The 23,489-nt window shown below is 61.9% G+C and carries 24 protein-coding genes; 6 read left to right on the top strand and 18 right to left on the bottom strand.

Annotated features, from left to right (window positions below):
- Positions 1–22: 22 nt before the first annotated feature.
- The 3 genes from ntrC to dusB are packed head-to-tail and all read right to left on the bottom strand — an operon-like array spanning position 23 to position 3,656.
- Positions 23–1,477: a nitrogen regulation protein NR(I) gene (gene ntrC, locus AC244_RS02710; RefSeq protein ID WP_053247260.1), complete on the bottom strand. Its 1,455-nt coding sequence runs from the start codon at positions 1,475–1,477 to the stop codon at positions 23–25.
- Positions 1,474–2,631, bottom strand: coding sequence for a two-component system sensor histidine kinase NtrB (locus AC244_RS02705; protein ID WP_053247259.1), 1,158 nt, complete (start codon positions 2,629–2,631; stop codon positions 1,474–1,476). Before AC244_RS02705 ends, ntrC begins: the two co-directional genes overlap by 4 nt.
- On the bottom strand, positions 2,628–3,656 hold the full coding sequence (gene dusB, locus AC244_RS02700; protein ID WP_053247258.1) for a tRNA dihydrouridine synthase DusB: 1,029 nt from the start codon (positions 3,654–3,656) through the stop codon (positions 2,628–2,630). The genes AC244_RS02705 and dusB overlap by 4 nt, the downstream gene beginning before the upstream one ends.
- A gap of 149 nt (positions 3,657–3,805) precedes the next feature.
- Here dusB and AC244_RS02695 point away from each other — a divergent pair, with 149 nt between their 5' ends.
- Positions 3,806–5,029, top strand: a complete 1,224-nt coding sequence (locus AC244_RS02695; protein WP_152975822.1) for a bifunctional 2-C-methyl-D-erythritol 4-phosphate cytidylyltransferase/2-C-methyl-D-erythritol 2,4-cyclodiphosphate synthase — start codon at positions 3,806–3,808, stop codon at positions 5,027–5,029.
- Complete coding sequence (locus tag AC244_RS02690) at positions 5,016–5,513, top strand: CinA family protein (RefSeq protein WP_053247257.1); 498 nt, start codon at positions 5,016–5,018, stop codon at positions 5,511–5,513. Before AC244_RS02695 ends, AC244_RS02690 begins: the two co-directional genes overlap by 14 nt.
- Here AC244_RS02690 and AC244_RS02685 read toward each other — a convergent pair.
- The 15 genes from AC244_RS02685 to AC244_RS02615 form a co-directional block, all read right to left on the bottom strand.
- Positions 5,501–5,950, bottom strand: coding sequence for a type II toxin-antitoxin system RatA family toxin (locus AC244_RS02685; protein ID WP_053247256.1), 450 nt, complete (start codon positions 5,948–5,950; stop codon positions 5,501–5,503). The genes AC244_RS02690 and AC244_RS02685 overlap by 13 nt on opposite strands.
- A 9-nt stretch (positions 5,951–5,959) precedes the next feature.
- Positions 5,960–6,550 carry an AAA family ATPase gene (locus AC244_RS02680; RefSeq protein ID WP_053247255.1) on the bottom strand — a complete coding sequence of 197 codons (591 nt, stop codon included), beginning with the start codon at positions 6,548–6,550 and terminating at the stop codon, positions 5,960–5,962.
- A gap of 389 nt (positions 6,551–6,939) precedes the next feature.
- Complete coding sequence (gene lipA / locus AC244_RS02675) at positions 6,940–7,911, bottom strand: lipoyl synthase (protein WP_053247254.1); 972 nt, start codon at positions 7,909–7,911, stop codon at positions 6,940–6,942.
- Between the two features lie 134 nt (positions 7,912–8,045).
- Positions 8,046–8,297, bottom strand: a complete 252-nt coding sequence (locus AC244_RS02670) for a GlsB/YeaQ/YmgE family stress response membrane protein (protein WP_053247253.1) — start codon at positions 8,295–8,297, stop codon at positions 8,046–8,048.
- Positions 8,298–8,376: 79 nt separating this feature from the next.
- Complete coding sequence (gene lpdA, locus AC244_RS02665; RefSeq protein ID WP_053247252.1) at positions 8,377–9,822, bottom strand: dihydrolipoyl dehydrogenase; 1,446 nt, start codon at positions 9,820–9,822, stop codon at positions 8,377–8,379.
- 18 nt (positions 9,823–9,840) lie between these two features.
- Positions 9,841–10,422 (bottom strand): GNAT family N-acetyltransferase, encoded by a 582-nt coding sequence (locus AC244_RS02660; protein ID WP_053247251.1) that lies wholly within the window; start codon positions 10,420–10,422, stop codon positions 9,841–9,843.
- A 1-nt stretch (position 10,423) separates the two neighbouring features.
- Positions 10,424–11,065, bottom strand: a complete 642-nt coding sequence (locus AC244_RS02655; protein ID WP_053247250.1) for an SGNH/GDSL hydrolase family protein — start codon at positions 11,063–11,065, stop codon at positions 10,424–10,426.
- A 67-nt stretch (positions 11,066–11,132) separates the two neighbouring features.
- Positions 11,133–12,479, bottom strand: a complete 1,347-nt coding sequence (locus AC244_RS02650) for a pyruvate dehydrogenase complex dihydrolipoamide acetyltransferase (RefSeq protein WP_053247249.1) — start codon at positions 12,477–12,479, stop codon at positions 11,133–11,135.
- 15 nt (positions 12,480–12,494) lie between these two features.
- Positions 12,495–13,874, bottom strand: a complete 1,380-nt coding sequence (locus AC244_RS02645; protein ID WP_053247248.1) for a pyruvate dehydrogenase complex E1 component subunit beta — start codon at positions 13,872–13,874, stop codon at positions 12,495–12,497.
- Positions 13,875–13,891: 17 nt separating this feature from the next.
- A complete protein-coding gene (gene pdhA, locus AC244_RS02640) occupies positions 13,892–14,938 on the bottom strand; it encodes a pyruvate dehydrogenase (acetyl-transferring) E1 component subunit alpha (protein WP_053247247.1) in 1,047 nt (348 codons plus the stop codon).
- A 136-nt stretch (positions 14,939–15,074) separates the two neighbouring features.
- Complete coding sequence (locus tag AC244_RS02635) at positions 15,075–15,395, bottom strand: FtsB family cell division protein (RefSeq protein WP_053247246.1); 321 nt, start codon at positions 15,393–15,395, stop codon at positions 15,075–15,077.
- Positions 15,396–15,537: 142 nt separating this feature from the next.
- Entirely contained in the window at positions 15,538–16,812 is a 1,275-nt protein-coding gene (gene eno, locus AC244_RS02630) for a phosphopyruvate hydratase (protein ID WP_053247245.1), read from the bottom strand.
- A 129-nt stretch (positions 16,813–16,941) separates the two neighbouring features.
- Positions 16,942–17,784 (bottom strand): 3-deoxy-8-phosphooctulonate synthase, encoded by an 843-nt coding sequence (gene kdsA / locus AC244_RS02625; protein ID WP_053247244.1) that lies wholly within the window; start codon positions 17,782–17,784, stop codon positions 16,942–16,944.
- Entirely contained in the window at positions 17,784–18,674 is an 891-nt protein-coding gene (locus AC244_RS02620; RefSeq protein ID WP_053247243.1) for a VOC family protein, read from the bottom strand. Before AC244_RS02620 ends, kdsA begins: the two co-directional genes overlap by 1 nt.
- Positions 18,675–19,230: 556 nt before the next feature.
- Positions 19,231–20,040, bottom strand: a complete 810-nt coding sequence (locus AC244_RS02615) for a class I SAM-dependent methyltransferase (protein WP_053247653.1) — start codon at positions 20,038–20,040, stop codon at positions 19,231–19,233.
- 547 nt (positions 20,041–20,587) lie between these two features.
- Between AC244_RS02615 and AC244_RS02610 the strand changes: the two genes are divergently transcribed.
- From AC244_RS02610 to AC244_RS02595, 4 genes are read left to right on the top strand one after another with little or no spacing between them, the layout of a single operon-like run.
- Complete coding sequence (locus AC244_RS02610) at positions 20,588–21,232, top strand: lysophospholipid acyltransferase family protein (protein ID WP_053247652.1); 645 nt, start codon at positions 20,588–20,590, stop codon at positions 21,230–21,232.
- On the top strand, positions 21,229–22,179 hold the full coding sequence (locus tag AC244_RS02605) for a phosphatidate cytidylyltransferase (protein ID WP_053247242.1): 951 nt from the start codon (positions 21,229–21,231) through the stop codon (positions 22,177–22,179). Before AC244_RS02610 ends, AC244_RS02605 begins: the two co-directional genes overlap by 4 nt.
- Positions 22,176–22,568 carry a hypothetical protein gene (locus AC244_RS02600; protein WP_053247241.1) on the top strand — a complete coding sequence of 131 codons (393 nt, stop codon included), beginning with the start codon at positions 22,176–22,178 and terminating at the stop codon, positions 22,566–22,568. The genes AC244_RS02605 and AC244_RS02600 overlap by 4 nt, the downstream gene beginning before the upstream one ends.
- Positions 22,565–23,218 carry a CDP-alcohol phosphatidyltransferase family protein gene (locus tag AC244_RS02595; RefSeq protein ID WP_053247240.1) on the top strand — a complete coding sequence of 218 codons (654 nt, stop codon included), beginning with the start codon at positions 22,565–22,567 and terminating at the stop codon, positions 23,216–23,218. Before AC244_RS02600 ends, AC244_RS02595 begins: the two co-directional genes overlap by 4 nt.
- Positions 23,219–23,489: the final 271 nt, after the last annotated feature.

The following is a 23,489-nucleotide window of genomic DNA, read 5'->3' as shown; positions in this document are numbered from 1 at the left end:
TGCAACGGTGGGTGTGACCAAGTCAAGCCGTGCGCGAGCTGCGATAGACCGACACGCCCAGTTCGCGGATCTTCTTGCGCAGTGTGTTGCGGTTGAGGCCGAGGAGATCGGCGGCCTTGATCTGGTTTCCGCGGGTCGCCGTCAACGCGGCAAGGATGAGGGGATATTCCATCTCGGCGAGCACACGCTCGTAAAGACCAGTCGGGGGAAGCGCATCGCCGAAGCTGGCAAAATATTGCCGCATGTTCTCCTCGACCGCCTGCGAGATCGACAGCGAACCGCTGCGCGCTTGCGTCTTTTCGATGGGGCTGTCGGGGATCTCCGAGCGCAGCTCGTTTTCGATGATTTCCCGCGTGATGACGTCCTGCGGGTATAGCGCGGTCAGTCGACGCACGAGGTTTTCGAGTTCGCGCACGTTTCCCGGCCACGGATGCGCCTTCATCAGTTCGAGCGCCTCCTGATCGAACCGCTTGACGTCCAGCCCCTCTTTTTCGGCCTGCTGGACGAAGTGACGAACGAGATCGGGAATGTCTTCGGCACGATCACGCAGCGGCGGCAGGCGCAGCGGTACCACATTCAACCGGTAATACAGATCTTCGCGGAACAAACCCTGGTTGATCGACTGCTTCAGGTCCTTGTTGGTTGCCGCGACGATGCGCACGTCGGAGCGGATCGGCGTGCGGCCGCCGACCGTCGTATACTCGCCCTGTTGCAGTACACGCAGCAACCGCGTCTGTGCATCCATCGGCATGTCGCCGATTTCGTCGAGGAAGAGCGTGCCGCCTTCGGCCTGTTCGAAACGGCCGGTCGAGCGGGTCTGAGCGCCGGTGAAGGCCCCCTTTTCGTGGCCAAACAGTTCGGATTCGATCAGATCCCGCGGAATGGCCGCCATGTTGATCGCGACGAAGGGACCGTTGCGGCGCTTGCCGTAGTCGTGCAGCGCGCGCGCGACCAGCTCCTTGCCCGTACCGGATTCACCGGTGATCATCAGCGTGAGATCGGTCTGCATCAGGCGGGCGAGAACCCGGTAGATTTCCTGCATGGCTGCAGAGCGGCCGACGAGCGGCATGCCATCCTGCGAATCGTCGTCGATCTTGGACGGGCGGCGCTTCGGTTCGGCAAGCGCCCGGCCGATAATGCCGATCAGCTCGGTCAGATCGAAGGGCTTCGGCAGATAGTCATAGGCGCCTTTTTCGGACGCCTTGATTGCCGTCATGAAAGTGTTCTGCGCGCTCATGACAAGCACCGGCAAATCGGGGCGCGCCTTCTTGATGCGCGGCAGCAGGTCGAAGGCATTCTCGTCGGGCATGACCACGTCGGTGACAACCAGGTCACCATCGCCGGCGGAGATCCAGCGCCAGAGCGTCGCCGCGTTCGACGTGATGCGAACGTCGTAGCCGGCGCGGCTCAGCGCCTGATTGAGCACGGTGCGAATGGCTGCGTCGTCATCCGCGACGAGGATCGTGGCACCCGTCATGCAATGTTTCCTTTTGTCATAGGCATGTCGTCTTCGTCCACCGCCTGCCCCTTGGAGGCCGGCATCAGGACGCGGAAAGTCGTGCGGTTCTGCTGGCTGTCGCATTCGACGATGCCGCCATGCCCGCCGATGATCTTGGCGACCAGCGCCAGCCCGAGGCCCGAACCGTTGGTCTTGGTCGTAATGAACGGATCGAACAGGTGCGGCAGCAGGTCAGAGGGAACGCCCGGGCCGTTGTCGTGCACGCAGAATTCGAGCGGCAGCGAGATCTTCTCGCGGGTGCCGGCGACCGAAAGGCGGATGCCGGGTCTGTAGGCGGTCGTCAACATGATCTCGCCTTCCGACCGGTCACCGACCGCTTCCGCCGCATTCTTGATGAGATTGAGAAACACCTGCACGAGCTGGTCGCGGTTGGCAAAGACCGAGGGAAGCGACGGGTCGTAGTTTTCCGTCACCTTGATCCGGCGCGCAAAACCCGCCTTGGCGATCGCCTTCACATGATCGAGCACGGAGTGAATGTTGAGCGGCACGCGATCGACCGGTCTCTCGTCGGAGAATACTTCCATCCGATCGACCAGCGAGACGATCCGGTCGGTCTCGTCGCAGATCAGCCGGGTCAGGGCCCGATCCTCGTCGTTGACGGAGGTCTCCAGCAATTGCGCGGCACCCCGAATGCCGGAAAGCGGGTTCTTGATCTCATGCGCCAGCATCGAGGCAAGGCCTGTGACCGAACGCGCCGCCGCCCGATGCGTCAGCTGGCGGTCGATCTTGTCGGCCATCGATCGCTCCTGGAAGACAACCACGACGGAGCCGGGCTCCGAGATGACCGGCGCCACATAGAGATCGACCAGCTTGTCGGCGCCCAGGCGCGGCGAGCTGAGATCGACGCGATATTCGTTGACCGGGGCTTTACGCTCACGCACCTGCTCGATCAGTGTCAAAAGCGGACTGCCGAACGGAATGAAGGCGCTGATGTCGTGGCGGGCCAGATGGTTGGCGCTGGCGCCGAAAAAGGATTCGGCTTCCCAATTCGCAAAGGCGACGAGACCATTCTCATCGACAAGGATCACCGGATTCTGGATGGCATTCAACACCGCCATCGACAGGCCGTCGGTAGCAGCCGAGGCTTCCGGACTATTGGGCTTCTCGGTCATGCGGCGATCCCTTCGCTCGAGAAGGTCACATGCGAACTGCGAATGGCGTCGGACGCGCGCGCGGCGACGGATTTGGAATCGGTCGATGTCAGGATCGCTCCCTTCGCTGCGCCAGCAAGATCGGGGGCGAAACGGTCGAGATACCAGCCGACATGCTTGCGCGCATGCCTGAGGCCCGTGTCGGCACCGTAGAATTCGAGCATCATCTGATAGTGCTCCGCGAAAATGTCGGCGATCTCCGCCTGGTCTGGATGTGCCGCCGCGCCGGCGAGAACACCGACATGCCAGGGGCGACCTTGAGAAGACCGGCCGGCCATGACGGCGTCGGCCCCGGAGCGCCTTAGGATCTCTTCGGCATCCGCCACCGTATCGACGTCGCCATTGGCAACCAGCGGCACGGAAATGACCTCACGCACGGCGCGGATCGCGTCCCAATCGGCTCGACCGGTGTAGAACTGCATACGGGTGCGGCCGTGCACGGTGATCGCCTGGACGCCGGCATCCTGCGCCCTTCTTGCGATCAGCGGGGCATTGATCGAGTTTTCGTCCCAGCCAAGCCGCATCTTCAGGGTGACCGGCACATCCACGGCCTTCACCGTCGCCTCGACCAGAGACAGAGCATGGTCAGGATCGCGCATCAGCGCCGAGCCGGAATAGCCGCCCGTCACCTTCTTTGCCGGGCAGCCCATATTGATATCGATGATGTCGGCACCATTCGCAGCAGAGATTTTTGCCGCCTCGCCCATCCAGTGCGCTTCGCGGCCGGCAAGCTGCACGATGTGCGGCTTGATGCCGGAGTTCTTCAGCCTCGCCCACGATTCCGAGGCGTTGCCGACCAGCTCGCGGCTCGCCACCATCTCCGTCACGACGAACCCCGCGCCGAAGCGCCAGGCCAAGGTGCGGAACGGCAGGTCCGTGACGCCAGACATCGGGGCGAGCGCCACCCGGTTGCGGATTTCGATATTCCCGATCCGAAGCGGCGATGACAGGGCCGGAGTTGGCAAATGCATATCTTTCAGGCACATGTTGTTCTTGCACTATTTTTAGACATTGTTCTTTGGCTTGCCAAGCGATTTCGAAGCGTCGGGCAAATTTCCCTGTTCGGCTGGCAAAGCATGGACCTTCGCGGTACATCACGGCGAAGATTGGCGAAATCCGGGACCACATACAGAAGATGCAGCCTGAAGAACAGCTTTCCTGCGGCGTCGTAATCGTTGCAGCAGGGCGCGGCGAACGCGCCGGACAGTCGACCGAAGGTCCGAAGCAGTACCGCACCATCGGCGACAAGCCCGTTATCGCCCATACGCTTGACACTTTCGCGACATGGCCGGAGACCGGCCCGATCGTGGTTGTCATCCATCCCGATGACGAGGATCTGCTCGCGGCCGCGCGCAGACGATCGCCGGCACGCGAGCTGCTTGTGGTTCACGGCGGCGCGACGCGGCAGCAATCGGTTCTCGCGGGCCTCGAAGCCGTAGCGGCAACCGGCTCACGTTACGTCATGATCCACGACGCCGTGCGCCCCTTTGCCGATCATGCCCTGTTGTCGCGCTGCGCCGACGCTTTGGCAAAGGGAGCACGCGCCGTGCTGCCGGCGATTGCCGTATCCGACACGCTCAAGCGCGCGGACGCCGCGGGCGTGGTGACCGAAACCGTTTCGCGCAATCATCTCCATGCGGCGCAGACACCACAGACCTTCGATCTCAAGGCCATCCTCGACGCCCACAGAGCCGCAGCGACAAGCGGACGAACGGATTTTACCGACGATGCCTCGATCGCCGAATGGGCAGGCATCCCGGTGATGCTCGTCGAAGGTACGGTCGACAACGTCAAGCTCACACTGAAAAGGGACATCGCCATGGCCGACGAAAAACTCAAGCGACATCTGATTCCCGATGTTCGCACCGGCAATGGCTATGACGTGCACCAGCTGGTCGAAGGTGATGGCGTGACGCTTTGCGGTGTGTTGATCCCGCATACCAAGAAGCTCTCCGGCCACTCCGACGCCGACGTCGCCCTGCACGCGCTCACCGATGCGCTGCTTGCCACCTGCGGCGCCGGCGATATCGGCGACCACTTCCCGCCATCCGACCCGCAGTGGAAGGGCGCTCCCTCGCGCATCTTCCTCGAGCATGCCGCAAGCATCGTCCGCCAGCGCGGCGGCACGATTACCAATGCCGATATCTCGCTGATCGCCGAAGCCCCGAAGGTCGGGCCGCATCGCCAGGCGATGCGCGAGAACCTTGCCGACATGCTCGGCATCGATCTCGACCGTTGCTCGGTCAAGGCGACGACGAACGAGCGGCTCGGTTTCGTCGGCCGCGACGAGGGCATCGCCGCGATCGCGACAGCAACCGTCGTCTACACCTCAGGGGGCGCACACGATGTGGCCGAATGACATTCAAGCGACGGCCAGCAAGATCATTGCCGATTTCACCGCGCGCGGCCTCAAGGTGGCAACGGCAGAGTCTTGCACCGGTGGACTGATTGCCGGTGCACTGACGGAAATTTCCGGATCATCCGCCGTCGTCGATCGCGGTTTCGTCACCTACTCCAACGACGCCAAGATCCAGATGCTCGGCGTCGATCCGGCAACGCTCGCCGCCCACGGCGCTGTTTCAAGACAGACGGCCGTCGAAATGGCGCGTGGCGCAGTGGCGCGCTCCGAGGCTGACTTCGCCGTCGCCGTGACCGGCATTGCCGGCCCGGGCGGCGGGTCGCCGGAAAAACCTGTCGGCCTGGTGCATCTATCGGCAACGGGGCGCAACGGCACCGCCCTTAACCGCGAGATGCGCTATGGCGATATCGGCCGCGACGCCGTGCGGCTGGCAACCATCCGAACGGCGCTGGAGATGCTGACAGAGGTCGCTCAGACGGCGTAGATCCTGTCGGCACGCTTCTCGAACGCATCGGAGAACATGCGGAAGGCACGGTCGAACATCGAGCCCATCAGGGCCCCGAGAATGCGGCTCTTGAACTCGTAGTCGATGTAGAAATGCACGATCGACTGCCCCTCGCCCGCAGGCTCGAAGCGCCAGCGATTGTCGAGATATTTAAACGGACCGTCGATGTATTTGACCTCGATCACGCGCTCGGCCTTGTTGAGCAGGACCTGCGTCGTGAAGGTCTCGCGGATCGCCTTGTAGCCGACGGTCATATCGGCCATTAGCAGGACCTTGCCATCCCTCTCCTTGCGTGAGCGCACGGTTAGCGCCTCGCAGAGCGGCAGGAACTCCGGATAGTGTTCGACATCGGCGACAAGATCGAACATCTGGTCGGCCGTGTGCTTGACGACATGGTTCGTTTCAAAGTGCGGCATAGAAGGGAGTTAAGCGGGCAAGCCAAGAAGATCAAGGAGCCTCTGCATCTGGCGCCGCGATTTCAACTGCAGAACCGGCACATCCGGGCCGTGTTGGGCAAGACCTGCGACGATACGTGGCGAGAACTTGTCCTCGAAGGTCCAGATGAATTCGAGAAATTCCCAGTCGACCTTCTCGATGCAGCCCGGCGCCATCTCCGGGCGGGTGCGCCCGAGATATTTCAGCCAGCGGGTGACGACACCCCAGATGCAGAGAAGCCGCGGCATGCGCACCCAGATGACGATATCGCTTCTCGGCACGCGGACATCGAAGGTCGAAGGGTTGGTGCCATCCATGATCCAACGGTCTGCTTCTATCCTCTCGACGATGCGCCGACGCTGCTCGACCCGATCGCGTTTTGCCCAGCCCGGCAACCATAGAATGTCGCGATCGATGGAAATGTAAGTCAGGTCGAAATGCCGGGCGAGCTTTTGCGAAAGCGTCGACTTGCCGCCGCCGGAGCATCCGACCACGAGGATACGCCCGGCACTGCGGATATGATCGGCAGCAACGGTATCGTCGACATAGTTCACGGCTGCCGGTTTTGATGGCTGGTCCATAGGCAAAGCCACTAAAACAAACCGCTTGGCACTCAGGTGTCTCGACAAGCTTCTGGCGGCTCAACCGCTTTGGCTGCCGGCCCCGTCCTTATTAGAAGGGCGGTCGGGCGATCCGGGGTAACGCCGATGCCGGAAACCGGCCGCAATGCGTTGCAAGCCTCCCGTTGATTTCCAACCGCATCGATACGGGCTGAATTCCAGATGCGCTTGAATTCGCCTCGGCCGTGTCCCTGTCAGAAAATGAGGGAACAGCCGATACGCGATCCGGCAGAATTTCACAAGCATGCCGAGAGGCCGACCGCTGGCGGCGCATGCGCTTGAATATCGGGCACAACAAAAAACTCCGGCGCTGGGGCCGGAGTTTTTTGTTGTTTCGAAATGCCTCGGACTTATTCGGCCGCAGCCAGCAGCTTCTTTTCGCGCGCCGCCCGCAGACGGGCGAAATCGTCGCCGGCGTGATGCGACGAGCGGGTCAGCGGGCTCGAAGCGACCATGAGGAAGCCCTTGGTGTAGGCGACCGTCTCGTAGGACTTGAATTCATCTGGTGTGACGAACTTCTCGACCTTGTGGTGCTTGCGCGTCGGTTGCAGGTATTGGCCGATGGTGATGAAATCGACGTCGGCGGTGCGCAGGTCGTCCATCAGTTGCAGCACTTCGTTACGCTCTTCGCCGAGGCCGACCATGATGCCGGACTTGGTGAACATCGTTGGATCGAGTTCCTTCACCCGCTGAAGCAGGCGGATCGAGTGGAAATAGCGCGCGCCTGGGCGGACGGTAAGATAGTTGCCCGGTACGGTTTCCATGTTGTGGTTGAACACATCGGGCTTGGCGGCGACGACGCGCTCCAGTGCGCCAGGCTTCTTCAGGAAATCGGGCGTCAGGATTTCGATGGTGGTCAGCGGCGAAGCAGCGCGGATCGCCCAGATCACCTTCTCGAAATGTTCGGCGCCACCATCGGCCAAGTCGTCACGGTCGACGGAGGTAATGACGACGTGCGAGAGGCCCATCTGCTTTACGGCCTTGGCGACGTTCTCGGGTTCCGCCATGTCGAGCGCATTCGGCTTGCCGGTTGAGACATTGCAGAAGGCGCAGGCGCGGGTACAGATCTCGCCCATGATCATGAAGGTGGCGTGCTTCTTGTCCCAGCATTCGCCGATATTCGGGCAACCGGCTTCTTCACAGACCGTCACGAGCTTATGCGAACGCACCAGTTCGCGCGTCTCCTGATAACCCTTCGACATCGGCGCCTTGACGCGGATCCATTCCGGCTTGCGCAGCATTTCGGTGTCAGGCTTGTGGGCCTTTTCCGGATGGCGGACGCGTTGCGCCCGGTCAGAGGCGGCATCGAACACCGTTACCATACTGTCTTCCTCGTCGCGGCGGCTGCGGCATCGTGCCGGCAGACCCTTTTTCGATCTATATAGATGGCTCGACGGGAAATGTCAGGCCACCTTTTGTTGGACAGCCCGACCGCTAGCGTTCGAAGTGTCGCAGGCTATCGTTTGACAGCACGGCCAATGGCTATCAGCAGGCAGGCGCCGATGAAGCCAATGACCAGATAAGCAAGCCAGCCGGCAAAGGCCATGCCGAAGGCTGCCAGAATGAAGTTCAGCACCACCGCTCCGATGATGCCGAGCGCTATGTTCATGAACAGACCCATATCGCTGTTCATGAACTTCTCCGCGAGCCATCCGGCCAAACCGCCGATGATGATCGCAGCCAGGATACCGACGCCGTTCAAACTCATGGTGATCTCCGTGCATTGAGGACAAGGTCGCGTCCTCAATGCCGGATCGAGCCAAAAGTTCCGGCGACAGCCGGTTCCATCAGGCGTTCAGCGCACGCCCATAGGCGTCGAGCACACTTTCCTTCATCGTCTCCGAGATCGTCGGATGCGGGAAGATCGTGTGCATCAGGTCTTCTTCGGTCGTCTCGAGGTTCATCGCGACGACGAAACCCTGGATGAGCTCGGTCACCTCAGCGCCGACCATGTGTGCGCCCAAAAGTTCGCCGGTCTTCTTGTCGAAGATCGTCTTGACCAGGCCCTGGTCTTCGCCAAGCGCGATCGCCTTGCCGTTGGCGACGAAGGGGAAGCGGCCGACGCGGATGTCGCGGCCCTCGGCCTTTGCCTTGGCCTCGGTGAGGCCGACCGAGGCGACCTGCGGGTGGCAGTAGGTGCAGCCCGGGATCTTCAAGCTGTCCATCGGGTGGACATTCGGCAGGCCGGCGATCTTCTCGACGCAGATGACGGCCTCGTGCTCGGCCTTGTGGGCAAGCATCGGCGGACCGGCAACGTCGCCGATCGCATAGACGCCGGGAACGTTGGTCTTGCCGTAGCCGTCGATGACGATGCAGCCGCGGTCGGTCTTGATACCAAGCGTTTCGAGGCCGAGGTTCTCGATATTGCCCTGAACGCCGACGGCGGAGATCATCCGGTCAGCGGTGATCTTTTCGACCTTGCCATCCTTCATCTCGACATGGGCGGTGATCGAATTCGCGCCCTTGTCGACCTTCGTCACCTTGGCTTCGAGATGGATCTTCATGCCCTGCTTTTCGAACTGCTTCTTGGCAACGCCGGAGATTTCGGCGTCCTCGACCGGCATCACGGTCGGCATGATCTCAACCACGGTCACGTCAACGCCCATGGTGCGGTAGAACGAGGCAAACTCGATGCCGATGGCGCCCGAGCCCATGACCAGCAGCGACTTCGGCATTTCCTCAGGCTTCATCGCCTCGAAATAGGTCCAGATCAGCTTGCCGTCCGGCTCGATGCCAGGCAGTGCCCGCGGACGGGCGCCGGTGGCGATGATGATGTGCTTGGCAGTGTAGGTGCCCTCACCCTTGGTGTTCTTCGGCAGCGGCGCCTGCGGCTGCACGATCGCCTTCGTCGTCTTGCCGACGACGATTTCGCCGGGCTTGGTCAGCTTGGCCTCGCCCCAGATGACGTCGACCTTGTTCTTCTTCATGAGGAAGCCGACGCCACCGTTCATGCGCTCGGCAATGCCGCGCGAGCGGGCAACAATCGCCTTCAGGTCCGGCGTTACCGCGCCTTCGATCTTGATGCCGTAGCTGCCCGGATGCTGGGCATAGTGCAGCACCTCGGCCGAGCGCAGCAGCGCCTTGGTCGGAATGCAGCCCCAGTTGGAGCAGATGCCAGCCAGATGCTCACGCTCGACGATCGCGGTCTTGAGGCCCAACTGTGCCGCACGAATGGCGGCGATGTAGCCCCCCGGACCCGAACCGATGACGATGACGTCGTAATTCTCAGCCATGTGTTTCCTGCCTTTGTCTCAAGCGACCTTGCGGGTGAAGAGCACCCAGTCGTGTTTTCTGCTGCCTTCGAAGAGCGGCACGGCCTCGGCCCGAGCCGCCTCCTCGAAGCCGTTTGCCCTGTAGAGTGCCTGCGCCCTGTCATTGTGGCTTTCGGTGATCAGGCTCACCGGCGCCGTGCCGGCGCGTGCAATTTCATGTGCAAGCAGTCTGCGTCCGATGCCGCGGCCGCGCCGGTGACGATAGACGCCGAGGCTATCGATGAACCAGTGACCGACCACTTGCCGCTGCAGTGCCAGCAAGGGTTCGAGCACGGCATGTTTCGCTTCGATCTCGGTCACCGAAGCGTCGATGCCGTAGCCGATCGATACGCCTGCGATTTCATCCTCGAGTTCGGCAACGACCGCATCACGCCAGTTTCCTGGCCCGACATCCTCGCGAAGCTTGTTGCGCCCGCGCTCGAAAGCCGTATCGGTCACCCCGCCGAGAACGGCGCCATACCAGAGCCAGGCGGCAAAGCCGTGCGAGGCGATATCGACGAGAACGGCGAGTTCCGCCGCTTCATTTCGTTCCGCCGGTCTGATGGTGACGTCGTCGGCCATCTCAGATACCGAGCATCATCCGGACGACCGGCTCGAGGCCCCGGCCGATCGCGCGGGTGTTTTCCGCGTCCAGATGCACGCCATCGAGCGGCGTGGTCCTCGCTACCGATCCGGCATCGAAGAACCCGCAATCGAGTTCGTCCGCAAGGTCGCGATAGAGCGGCGCCAGCATCGCCGACTGCTCGACGCCGTCAGCGAACATCGCCGCGAATGCACTGTTTGCCGTCTCGCAAAGCTGCGGTGGCGAAACGATCAGGATTTCGGGACCTTCCGCCGTTTCAACCGGCCAATCGTGACGGCGCACGAGATTGACCAGGCGCTCGATGCCCTTGACCGCACCGAAAGCCGTGCCGTGAATGATCGGCTTCATGTCGTTGGAGCCGAGCAGAATGACCATCAGATCGAGAGGCGCATGACTGTGAAGGACGCTCGGCAGCATGCGCGCGCCATTGCGGTCGCAATCGGCGAGATGATCGTCATAGGCGGTCGTGCGTCCGTTCAACCCTTCGGCGACAACGTGAACGTCTGCCCCCAGGGCCTTCTGGAGCACGCTCGGCCACCGGTCTTCAAGCGCATGACGGCCCAGGCCGGACGCGTCATAGCCCCATGTCAGACTGTCACCGTAGCAGAGAACTGTTTTCATCGTCCGGGCCCGCCTTCGGCATTGCGACCAAGGAGAGGACCGGCCCGAAGGCCGGTCCTGGTCCACATCAGACCAGCATGCCCATCGGGTTTTCGATGTAGCGCTTGAAGGCTCCGAGCAGTTCGGCGCCGAGCGCGCCATCGACGCAGCGGTGGTCGGTCGAGAGCGTGACCGTCATCACATTGGCGATGACCATCTGCTTGTTCTTGACGACGACGCGTTCTTCGCCGGCACCGACCGCAAGGATCGTGGCATGTGGCGGGTTGACGACGGCTGCGAAGTCCTTGACGCCCATCATGCCCATGTTGGAGACCGCCGTGGTGCCGCCCTGATATTCTTCAGGCTTCAGCTTGCGGTCCTTGGCGCGCTTGCCGAGGTCCTTCATCTCGTTGGAGATTGCCGACAGGCTCTTCAGCTCCGCCTGGCGAACGATCGGCGTGATCAGGCCGCCCGGGATGGAAACGGCAACGCCGACGTCAGCATGCTTGTGCTTGACCATGTTGCTGTCGGTCCAGGACACGTTTGCATCCGGAACATCGCGCAATGCCAGCGCCAGCGCCTTGATCACCATGTCGTTGACCGAGAGCTTGTAGACCGGCTTGCCGTCTTTTTCCGGAGACGCGGCGTTGAGCTGGGCCCTGAGCGCCAGGAGCGCGTCGAGTTCGCAATCGACCGATACGTAGAAGTGCGGGATCGTCTGCTTGGATTCGACGAGCCGCTTGGCGATCGTCTTGCGCATGCCGTCATGCGGCACGAGCTCGTAGGAACCAGGCTCGAACAGCTTGAGAACGGCGTCTTCCGACATGCCCTTGGCAAGCGGTGCGGCAGCCGGAGCTGCAGCACCTGCTGCAGGCGCAGCGGCCGGCTTGGCACCGCCACCCGCAACAGCTGATTCGACATCCTTCTTGATCACCCGACCATGCGGGCCGGAGCCGGCGATTGCCGAAAGATCGATGCCGGCATCCTTGGCCAGACGACGTGCAAGCGGCGACGAGAAGACGCGGCTGCCCGATTCCGCCTTGGCCGCCTGCGGCGCTGCCGCTACCGGCTGAGCTGCAGCAGGTGCCGGAGCACTGGCTGCTGCCGGCGCGGGGGCCGGCTCTTCCTTCTTTTCGGCCGGGGCCGGCGCAGCTACACCGTTGCCGCCCTTGGCGGCCGCGGCAACATCTTCGCCGTCGGCTGCAAGAACCGCGATCAGCGCATTGACCTTGACGCCTTCGGTTCCGGCTGGAACGACGATCTTGGCAACGGTGCCTTCATCGACGGCCTCGACTTCCATCGTCGCCTTGTCGGTCTCGATCTCGGCAATCACGTCGCCGGACTTGACCTTATCGCCTTCCTTGACCAGCCACTTGGCCAGATTGCCTTCTTCCATCGTCGGAGAGAGGGCAGGCATTGTGATGTTGATAGGCATCGAAGGGCCCTCCCCTTATTTGTAGCAAACGGCTTTCACCGCATCGACGACCTCTGCGACATTCGGAAGCGCGAGCTTCTCGAGGTTCGCGGCGTAAGGCATCGGCACATCCTTGCCGGCGATCGTCAGGATCGGGGCGTCGAGATAGTCGAAAGCCTGCTGCATGACGCGGGTGGCAATCTCGGTGCCGACGGAAGACTGCGGATAGCCTTCTTCGACGGTGACCAGACGGCCGGTCTTCTTGACGGATTCGATCACCGTCGGCAGGTCCATCGGACGGATGGTGCGAAGGTCGATCAGTTCGACATCGATACCCTGGGCTTCCAGCTCGGCAACCGCCTTGACCGCGTAGGTCATGCCGATGCCGAAGGAAACGATGGTCGCGTCCTTGCCGACCTTGTGGATACGCGCCTTGCCGATCGGCAGCACGAAATCATCGAGCTTCGGCACTTCGAAGGAGTGACCGTAGAGGATTTCGTTTTCGAGGAAGATCACCGGGTTCGGATCGCGAATCGCAGCTTTCAGCAGACCCTTGGCGTCGGCAGCCGTATAGGGCATGACGACTTTCAGACCCGGAATATGGCTGTACCAGGCGGCATAGCACTGCGAGTGCTGGGCTGCGACGCGGGCCGCAGCACCGCTCGGGCCACGGAACACGATCGGCGCGCCCATCTGGCCACCGGACATATAGAGCGTCTTGGCGGCGGAGTTGATGATCTGGTCGATCGCCTGCATGGCGAAGTTGAAGGTCATGAACTCGACGATCGGGCGCAGGCCGGTCATGGCAGCGCCAACGCCAACGCCGGCAAAGCCGTGTTCGGTGATCGGCGTGTCGATGACGCGACGGGCGCCGAATTCCTGCAGCAGGCCTTGCGTGATCTTGTAGGCGCCCTGGTATTCAGCGACTTCTTCACCCATGACGAAAACGTCGTCGCTCAAGCGCATTTCTTCGGCCATGGCGTCGCGCAGAGCTTCGCGCACGGTCATCGTCACCATTTCGGTACCGGCCGGGATCGCCGGATCGGCGGCAACTTCGACCTTCGGCTGGGCGGCAACCGGTGCCGGCGCGGAAGCCGCGGCGGCCGGTGCTTCGCTTGCGGCAACAGCCTTCGGCGCCTCGGCCTTCGGTGCGGCGATGTCGCCAGCGCCTTCGCCGTCCTGCAGCAGGACCGCGATCGGCGTGTTGACCTTGACGCCTTCGGTGCCGGCGGCGATCAGCAGCTTGCCGATCGTGCCTTCGTCGACGGCTTCCACTTCCATGGTGGCCTTGTCAGTCTCAATCTCGGCGATGACGTCACCGGAGGACACCTTGTCCCCTTCGTTCTTCAGCCATTTCGAGAGCGTGCCTTCCTCCATCGTCGGGGAAAGGGCGGGCATGAGAATTTCTACTGGCATGTTTGAACCTCCCCGGATCAAAGCAGGATATCGGTGTAGAGCTCGGATGCATCCGGCTCCGGATCGGCCTGGGCAAAATCGGCGCTGTCAGCGACGATGTCGCGGACGTCCTTGTCGATCTGCTTCAGCTCGTCCTCGCTCGCCCAACCCTTTTCAGTCAGACGCGCCTTCACCTGCTCGATCGGATCGTGTTCCGACCGCATCTTTTGCACTTCGTCCTTCGAGCGATACTTCGCCGGGTCGGACATGGAGTGACCGCGATAACGGTAGGTCTGCATTTCGAGAATGATCGGGCCCTTGCCGGAGCGGCAATACTCGACAGCCTCGTCGCCGGCCGCCTTGACCGCGCGAACGTCCATCGCGTCAACCTGGAAGCCGGGGATGCCGAAGGAAACACCGCGCTTCGAAAAATCGGTCTGCGCCGAGGCGCGGGTGACCGAGGTGCCCATGGCATAGCGGTTGTTCTCGATCACGTAGATCACCGGAAGCTTCCACAGCTGCGCCATGTTGAAGCTTTCGTAGACCTGCCCCTGGTTGGCCGCGCCGTCACCGAAATAGGCGACGCTGACATTGTCATTGCCGCGATAGCGGTTGGCAAAGGCAAGTCCGGTGCCGAGCGACACCTGGGCGCCGACGATGCCGTGACCGCCGTAAAAGTGCTTTTCCTTGGAGAACATGTGCATCGAGCCGCCCTTCCCCTTGGAAAGACCGCTGCGACGACCGGTGAGTTCAGCCATGACGCCACGGGCGCTCATGCCGCAGGCCAGCATGTGGCCATGATCACGGTAGGCGGTGATGACCTGATCGCCCTCTTTCAGAGCCATCTGCATGCCGACGACGACGGCTTCCTGGCCGATGTAGAGGTGACAGAAGCCGCCGATGAAGCCCATGCCGTAGAGCTGGCCGGCCTTTTCCTCGAAACGCCGGATCAGCAGCATTTCGCGGTAAGCCTTGAGTTCGTCTTCCTTGGTGAAGTCGGCGATATTGCCGCCGCTCAGGTCCTTCTTGGCCGGCTTTGCTGCGGTCTTACGGCTGGAGACGGACGCGTTTTTTCGCGGAGCCATTCATTCCTCCCAATGGTTAGCCTTTGACGGTTACCATAGGGAAAGAAAAGCGCCACAGCAATGCCATATTTGCATGGCTCGCATTCCGCGTAAGATATTGAATTTCCACAGAAATTATAAATTAACCGAATTTCAGTTAATTCGTCATGCGGTGAAAAATAACGATTTCGTCGCTCCGCGACATGTTGAGTGCGAGGCGAGCTTTCTCATCCAGCATGTCACGCTCCAGCGAACCGTCGCTCATCAGCTGAACCTCTCTTTCGAGGGTCGTGCGCTGCTTGGTGAGCTCGTCCAGCCGTGCCTGCCGCTCAACGATCTGGCGATCGAATTGTTCCGTCGCCTTCAAGCCGTAGCCGCCATGAATGGAATGATAGCCGAAATAGGAGAGAAAGGCGACCGCGATCAGCGGCAGCACCAGCCGACCCAGTTTCCGTTTCTTATGATGCCGTGTCCACATCCCGTCCACACCCTGATACGCAATACAGAGTGAGACTAACGGGCATTGATTAACCGACCGTTGACCATGAATGGCCGGATAAAGCAAAACCCGCCCACGGCAGCCGTGAGCGGGTCGAATTTTTAGCGATCGATCGAGGCTATCAGCCGCGCAGGATCGAGCGGCCGGCGTACTTGGCCTGCAGGCCGAGCTGCTCTTCGATGCGGATCAGCTGGTTGTACTTCGCGAGCCGGTCGGAACGGGCCAGCGAGCCGGTCTTGATCTGGCCGCAGTTGGTGGCAACCGCGAGGTCGGCGATGGTCGCGTCCTCGGTCTCGCCGGAGCGGTGGGACATGACGGCGGTGTAACGTGCCTTGTGCGCGGTCTCGACGGCGTCGAGCGTTTCCGACAGCGAGCCGATCTGGTTGACCTTGACGAGGATCGAGTTGGCAACGCCCATCTTGATGCCGTCGCGCAGGCGTGCGGAGTTGGTGACGAACAGGTCGTCGCCGACGAGCTGGCACTTGTTGCCGATGAGGTCGGTCACGGCCTTCCAGCCGTCCCAATCGTCTTCCGCCATGCCGTCTTCGATCGAGAAGATCGGATAGTTGCCAGCGAGTTCCGCCAGGTATTCGGCCATTGCGCCCGGCTCCAGCGTGCGGCCCTCGCCTTCGAGCACGTACTTGCCGTCCTTGAAGAATTCGGTCGCAGCGCAATCGAGCGCGATGAACATGTCTTCGCCCGGCTTGTAGCCGGCTTTTTCGATCGACTTCATGATGAAGTCGAGTGCTGCCGGAGCAGATGCCAGCCCCGGCGCGAAGCCGCCTTCGTCGCCGACATTGGTGTTGTGGCCGTCGGCTGCAAGCTGCTTCTTCAGGGTGTGGAACACTTCCGAACCCATGCGGACCGCATCACGCATCGTATCGGCACCGACCGGAACGATCATGAATTCCTGGAAGTCGATCGGGTTGTCGGCATGGGCGCCACCGTTGATGATGTTCATCATCGGAACCGGAAGCACGTGGGCGTTCGGGCCGCCGACGTAACGGTAGAGCGGCAGGCCGGCAGCTTCGGCCGCCGCCTTGGCGACGGCAAGCGACACGCCGAGGATGGCGTTGGCACCGAGGCGCGACTTGTTGGCCGTGCCGTCAAGCTCGATCATCGTCTTGTCGATCTGGATCTGGTTTTCAGCATCGAGGCCACCGATCGCTTCGAAGATCTCGCCGTTGACGGCGTCGACAGCGCGCTCGACGCCCTTACCGAGGTAGCGCGTTCCACCATCGCGCAGTTCGACTGCTTCATGCGCACCGGTCGAGGCACCCGACGGCACGGCTGCGCGGCCGAAGCTTCCGTCTTCCAGATGGACGTCGACCTCGACGGTCGGGTTACCGCGGCTGTCCAGAATTTCTCGGCCGATGATGTCGATGATTGCAGTCATGATCTCTTCCCTGCTTGAGGACGGTGGTGGGTCGGGCCTGTCATAAGCGAAGGCCCGGGATTTTCAATGGCGCGCAAGAAGTAAAAACAGCCGCGCCACCGGGGTTCATGAAAATTTCACGAGGCTGTATCAGCCCTTGGCGACCGCGTCGAAGGCCAGCAGCTTTTCGAGCAGCCGCGGCATATCCTTCAGATGCACCATGTTCGGGCCGTCCGACGGCGCGTTGTCGGGATCCTCGTGGGTTTCGACGAACAGGCCGGCGATGCCGACGGCGACGGCCGCACGCGACAGCGTTTCGACGAACTCGCGCTGACCGCCGGTGGAACCGCCCTGCCCGCCCGGCTGCTGCACCGAGTGGGTGGCGTCGAAGACGACAGGCGCACCGAGCGAGGCCATGATCGGCAACGAGCGCATGTCGGAAACCAGCGTGTTGTAGCCGAAGGACGCGCCACGCTCGCACAGAAGCACGTTCGGGTTGCCGCTCTCGGTGAATTTGGCAAGCACGTTCTTCATGTCCCAAGGCGCCAGGAACTGGCCCTTCTTGACGTTGATGGTGCGGCCGGTCTTGGCAGCGGCCACCAGAAGGTCGGTCTGGCGCGACAGGAAGGCCGGGATCTGCAGGATGTCGACGGTCTCGGCGACGACTGCGCATTGCTCCTCGGTGTGGACATCGGTCAGGACCGGGAAGCCGAATTCCTTCTTGAGATCGGCAAAGACCTCCATCGCCGTGTCGAGGCCAATGCCGCGCTTGCCCGAAAGCGACGTGCGGTTGGCCTTGTCGAAGGACGACTTGTAGACGAGGCCGATATCGAGCGACTTGCACAGTTCGGCAAGCTTTCCCGCCATCATGAAGGCGTGCTCGCGGCTTTCCATCTGACAGGGGCCGGCGATCAGCGACAGACGCTCCTTCTGCGAGAAGGCGACCTGCTTGGCACCTTCACCGACGACTACTCTGGCATTCGTTTCCATCATCAAGCTCCAAACGCGAAGATCACCCCTTGCCCCGCCATTTCGGGCACAATGAGGCGTCCGCCCATTTCTGAAAATTCGATATCGTTGCGCGCAAAGAGCGCGCGCGTCACTTCGAGGTCGGCGACACGGAAGATTACGGCCCGGCCGCGCAAGCCGCGCTCGGCGTTGCGAACCGAGCGACCGAAGAAGGCTTCCATACCGGCAGCACTCAGAACCGAGATCCTGGCGTTCGTCGTCTCGATGTCCATGCCGAAGGAGTGAGCCGCGACTTCGCGCTCATCGACCGCCTCCTGCAGCAGGTATTGGAAATCGGTCGGGTTCGTCTCCGAAAGCACCACCTCGGAAATGCCGAGCACGCCGTTTTCGTGCCGTTCCAGCGTACCCCGGTCGGTCGGAAGCGCGCGCACGCGCTGACAGCTGAACAGGAAGAAATCCGGCGAGCGCAGGTCAGCGGCAAAGGCCAGTCGGAAGGATCCGAGCCCCTCGCGGCCATCGGGTAGCCGCATCGGCCGGGAGAACTCCAGCATGTCGCCGCCGGAAACGCCACGGGCGCGAAACCGCATGTGGTCGGCGGCGGCGTCCTCTGTACCGAGCACGATCGCCGAGAGGCCCTCCGGCCCCTGGCGGAAGCGGAATGCCTGATCGCGGGCAACGAAGGCGTTGCCGGCCAAGGCTGCCGCCTCGCATTCCTCGCGCGAAGCGACGGCAAGCGGCTCGAGATAGGTGTTGTCGGAGAAGAAGACGCAGGCGTTTTCGGTGCCGAAAGGGTGGCGGGCGTCTTCGGCCACCGTGAAGCCGAGATCATTGAGGCGACGCCGTGCCTGTTCGAGTGCGTCCACCGGCAGCACGAGATGATCGAGCGGGCGGGTGGTGCGCGTGGAGAGGCTCATGGCGGTTTCCCTGATGGTTTGCCGCTGTTTGCAACTTTTGACCGGCGAATGCAAGCCGGCTGGCGGCCAGGGCGCCGATCGGCCGCTTGGCCCCAAAGATCCGCCGCAAATAGGAGCCGTCCGCGCCGGGCACCGCCCGCCGCGGTCTTATGGCTGCCAGCAGGTGCCGAACTGCCTGAGCGTCAATAGAAGCCCGGAGTCGCCGTGGCGTTGCCCGTATTCGAGGCCCCGAGACCGGGGGCGAACGTTTGGGGCTGCGCGTAGGTCGTATTGCTCGAGGAAGTCGTGGCACAGCCCGAAAGCCCCAGCAGAGCGATCGTCAAGGGCACAAACAACAAAGCTATGAAGCGCATATTTCCCGATCCTTTTCAGTTTGCCTGGTGAACAGCAAAGAATGAAAACCGCAGCCTTGGGGAGTACGTAACAGTAACGCCGCGTAACAAGTCACGGAGATCGACGCTCGCGATATTGCGAAAGGCAACCGCAGCACCGCGACGGGCGCTGCGGTTGTTCGGCTTCATCCGGTGCGCTCAGAAAGGTGCGCACCGACATCACATCATTGGCCGAGGTCGCTTTTGATGGCGCAGGTCGCGATAAAGGTCGGCACAAACCTGTCGATCAGGAAACGCGGCACCGGCTGCCGGTCCTCGTGGAAGCCCGCCAGCACGAAGCCGGCCCGCAATTGACCGTCGATTTGAGCTGCCAGGCTGTGCCCGAACACCAAGGCTTCACCCTTGTCGATCTTGGCGCGCACAGCGTCGGCAGCGAGATGTTCCGCCTCGACAAAGGGAAGCGTATAGGCCGGCCGAATGAGGCCCTGTTCGGCATAGCTCGGGTCGCGGTCGCCGACGAACACCACCGGATTGTAGAAGCTTGCCAGCAGGCGACCGCCCATCTTCAGCACCCGATGGCATTCGCGCCAGACCGGCTGGACGTCGGGCACGTAGAGATTCGATATCGGGTGGAAGATGATATCGAAGCTGCAATCCGGAAAGACCGAGAGGTCGCGCATGTCGCCCTGAACGATTGTCAGCGGCAGGCCCTCGCGCTCCGCCACCAGTCGGTCCTGATCAAGTTGCCGTTCCGAAATGTCGAAGACCGTGACCTCGCCACCTGCCGCCGCCAGAATAGGCGCCTGCTGGCCGCCGGCCGAAGCCAGGCACAGGATCTTCTTGCCGCGAATGTCAGGGAGCCATTCCTTCGGCAGGTCACCGGGCGTCAGTCGCGCCTGCGATTGCCCGCTACGGGCAGCAGCGATCAGTTCCGGCGTCACCGGTCGTGACCACTCACACTGCTGGCTTGCCTGCCTGTCCCAGGCTTGGCGGTTGTGATCGATGATATCGAGCGCGTTGGATAAATCTTGCATAGTCGGTCCCTTGGAAACATGTCCAAACATGACCGCTCGTCGTGGAGAATAGAGATCGCAGGCAAAAAATGCCTCGGCGTCTGTCCGTGGTTGCGGATCGAGCAATGCCATCGTCCATCCCCTTCGCGAGCGAAGTTGAGGCGAATTCGGTTTTCACCGGGCATTACTGGCGCATTGGACGACGCTCCTCTTGATGAACCTGAAAACTAGCGGCTGAGTTGCAAGTGGTCAACGTTCCACGGAAACCGCCTGTGGGTCGAAGGCTGCAGTGTGACGTCGCATCGTTTCCCGCGCGTCAGCCAAAAAACTTGCCGGGATCGAAGAATTTGGACAGCTCGCACGTCATCATCCCAGGAGCGATTTCGGCCGCTTGTGAAGCGGACGCAATCGCGTAAAGTCGGTCGATGCAGCCTGAGGTTACGACCGGTTGCAGGTTTGAGGGGCGACATTTGATCATTTCATTGCAGGGCGTGGGACGCATGCGGGCACGAGGGGCAATGCATCCCTCGACACCGGGATACCATCAAGATGGGATCGAGGCAGCATGATTCGCGATTTGCTTGCCAAGCTCGCTTCGGTCGCCATCATGATGTTTGCGCGTGCGCTGACAGCTGCCCGCGCAATCTGGCACGAAACCGGCCTGCCGCCGAGACAAAGCATCTATTTCGCCAATCACTCCAGCCATGGCGATTTCATCCTGATCTGGGCCGTACTGCCGCCCTGGCTGCGCGAACGTGCACGCCCCGTCGCCAGCGCCGAGTACTGGCTGAAGTCGAAACTGACGTCCTTCATCGGCCGCGACGTCTTCGATGCGGTGCTGATCGAACGCGACCCCGCCGCACGCACCAGCGACCCGGTCGAGCAGATGGCGACGGCGCTCGATGACGGCGCCTCGCTGATCGTCTTTCCCGAAGGCACGCGCAACCAGACCGAGGCCAAGTTGCTGCCGTTCAAGAGCGGGCTCTACCACCTCGCGCGCAAGCGGCCGGACGTGGCTCTCGTCCCGGTGTGGATCAACAATCTCAACCGTGTGATGCCGAAGGGCGAGTTTGTTCCGATACCGCTGATCTGCACGATCAACTTCGGCGAACCGCTCAAGGTCGAACCAGGCGAGAGCAAGGAAGACTTCATCGCCAGGGCGCAAGGCGCATTGCTTTCCCTTGCCCCGGCACAGACGGACAACGACGCATGAGTACGACGACTTCCGACATGGTCACCCTGCTGCTCGGCGTCGGCGGCATCCTGCTGTTTGCCTCGTCGGTCGGTTACATCTTGCAGCGCAAGCTTTCGCCCGACGGCTCCAATGGCGCAATCGAGAACCTGAATGCCCGCATCAAGGCCTGGTGGGCAATGGTCTTCCTGATCGCCGTCGCCTTCATTGCCGGACGTGTCGGGGTGCTGTTGCTCTTCGCCTTCTGCTCTTTTGCAGCACTTCGCGAATTCATCACGCTCATCAACACACGGCGGGCCGATCATTGGGCGATTGCCGCCGCCTTCTTCCTGGCATTGCCGATCAACTACTATCTGCTTTGGGCGGAAGAATACGGCATCTATGCGATCTTCATTCCTGTTTACGCCTTCCTGCTCATGCCGATCATCGCTGTCCTGCGCGGCGATACGCAAAACTTCCTGCTGCGGATCTCCGAAGTCCAATGGGCGCTGATGATCTGCGTGTTTTGCGCTTCGCATGTGCCGGCACTGCTGACGCTGCAGATTCCCGGCTACGAGGGGCGCAATGTGCTGCTGATCGCCTTCCTGGTGATCGTCGTGCAATCGAGCGACGTGCTGCAATATGTCTGGGGCAAGCTCTTCGGGCGCACCAAGATCGCCCCGAAACTCTCGCCATCGAAGACGGTGGAGGGGTTTGCCGGCGGCGTTGCCAGCGCAACTCTGCTCGGCGCCTCGCTGTGGTGGATCACGCCATTTACGCCGCTTCAAGCCGGGCTGATGTCGTTCATCATCACGATGATGGGCTTCTTCGGCGGGCTGGTGATGTCGGCGATCAAGCGGGACCGCGGGGTGAAGGACTGGGGTCACCTGATCGAAGGACATGGCGGTTTGATCGACCGACTGGATTCGGTCGTGTTCTCGGCACCGATCTTCTTTCATCTGACGCGATACTGGTGGTCGCTAACATGAGCAGCCAGCTGCGCAGCCTTGCCCGCAGCAGCATCGTCCACGTGCTTTTTGCTTTCCTAGCCATGGGCGGATGGGCACTGTTTGCCAACAGGCATCATGCAATGCCGCGACTGTTGATAGCCGGCTTGGTGCAGGGCGCGCTTTCAGCCGCGCTGACGCTATGCCTGAAATCGACGATCGAGGCGCTGTCTCTTCGTTTCCGCGGGGTCTTGCGGCTTTGGATGCCACCGCTCCTCGCCTGCCTTGGCTCAACGACCATTCTCGTCGCCGTCCATGCGGCAACCGGAACACCGGAAATTCTTAGGACGATTGCCGTGCCGTTACTGGTATCGACCAGCTATGCGGTGCTTTACAACTATTCGATCAGTCGCGGGGAGCTTGAACAATGAAAGAAACCAGCGACCGCAGGCCTTTGGCCAGCCGCAACACCCGCTGGGCGCAGGCAATCGCCCGGCGCCTCGCTTCGATGGCGATCACACCCAATCAGATATCGCAGGCGAGCATGGCGGCCGCAGCGCTAGCGGGCCTTGCGCTCTGGCTGACCAGCGAGACCCAGGACGGACTTCGCGCCCTGCTTTTCATCGCCGCGGCCCTGTTCTGCCAGATGCGTCTGCTCTGCAATCTTTTTGACGGCATGGTCGCCGTCGAGGGCGGCAAGGGCGCGCCGGACGGTCCGTTCTGGAACGAATTTCCCGACCGGATCGCCGACCTCTTCATTCTCGTCGGCGCCGGTTGTGGCATCGGCGTGCCGGCGCTCGGCTTTGCCGCCGGCGCGTTCGCCGTGCTCACCGCCTATGTTCGCGAACTCGGCCGCGCCAACGGCGCCCCGAGCGACTTTTCCGGCCCTATGGCAAAGCAGCACCGAATGGCGACGATCACGTTCGCCGCAGTCGTCTCGGCTTTTGAAGGGCTGTGGCTCGGCGATGGCGAGGTGATCCTGGTCGCACTTCTCATCATCTCGATCGGCGCGGCCTTCACGGCATTGCGTCGCGCACGGCGCCAGACCGCCTGGCTGAGGGCCAACGCCGCAAGCAATTAGCGGCCCCGCGCGGACTGCATCCTCCAAAACGAATCCGCTGACCACCGTCGCCTGCATCGGCTCGGCGAGAGCCTTGACGTGAATGATGTCTATTATTAGATAGATTACTCGATTTATTAAATGTGGTTTGGCCGCCTTTGAACGGCTTACGCGGCACATTGCCGACTGGATCGTTGGAGGACGGCGTGGACCCTTCGCCCGACCCGGCCCTTCGACAATAGACGTTTTGAATCAGATGGATCCGGCAGGCAGTTACATCGCCTGCCGTTAC

Source organism: Ensifer adhaerens (genome assembly GCF_001270265.1).
GTDB lineage: Bacteria > Pseudomonadota > Alphaproteobacteria > Rhizobiales > Rhizobiaceae > Ensifer > Ensifer adhaerens_B.
The sequence above is the reverse complement of the archived record's forward strand: the minus strand, read 5'-3'. Positions and strand labels throughout refer to the sequence as shown.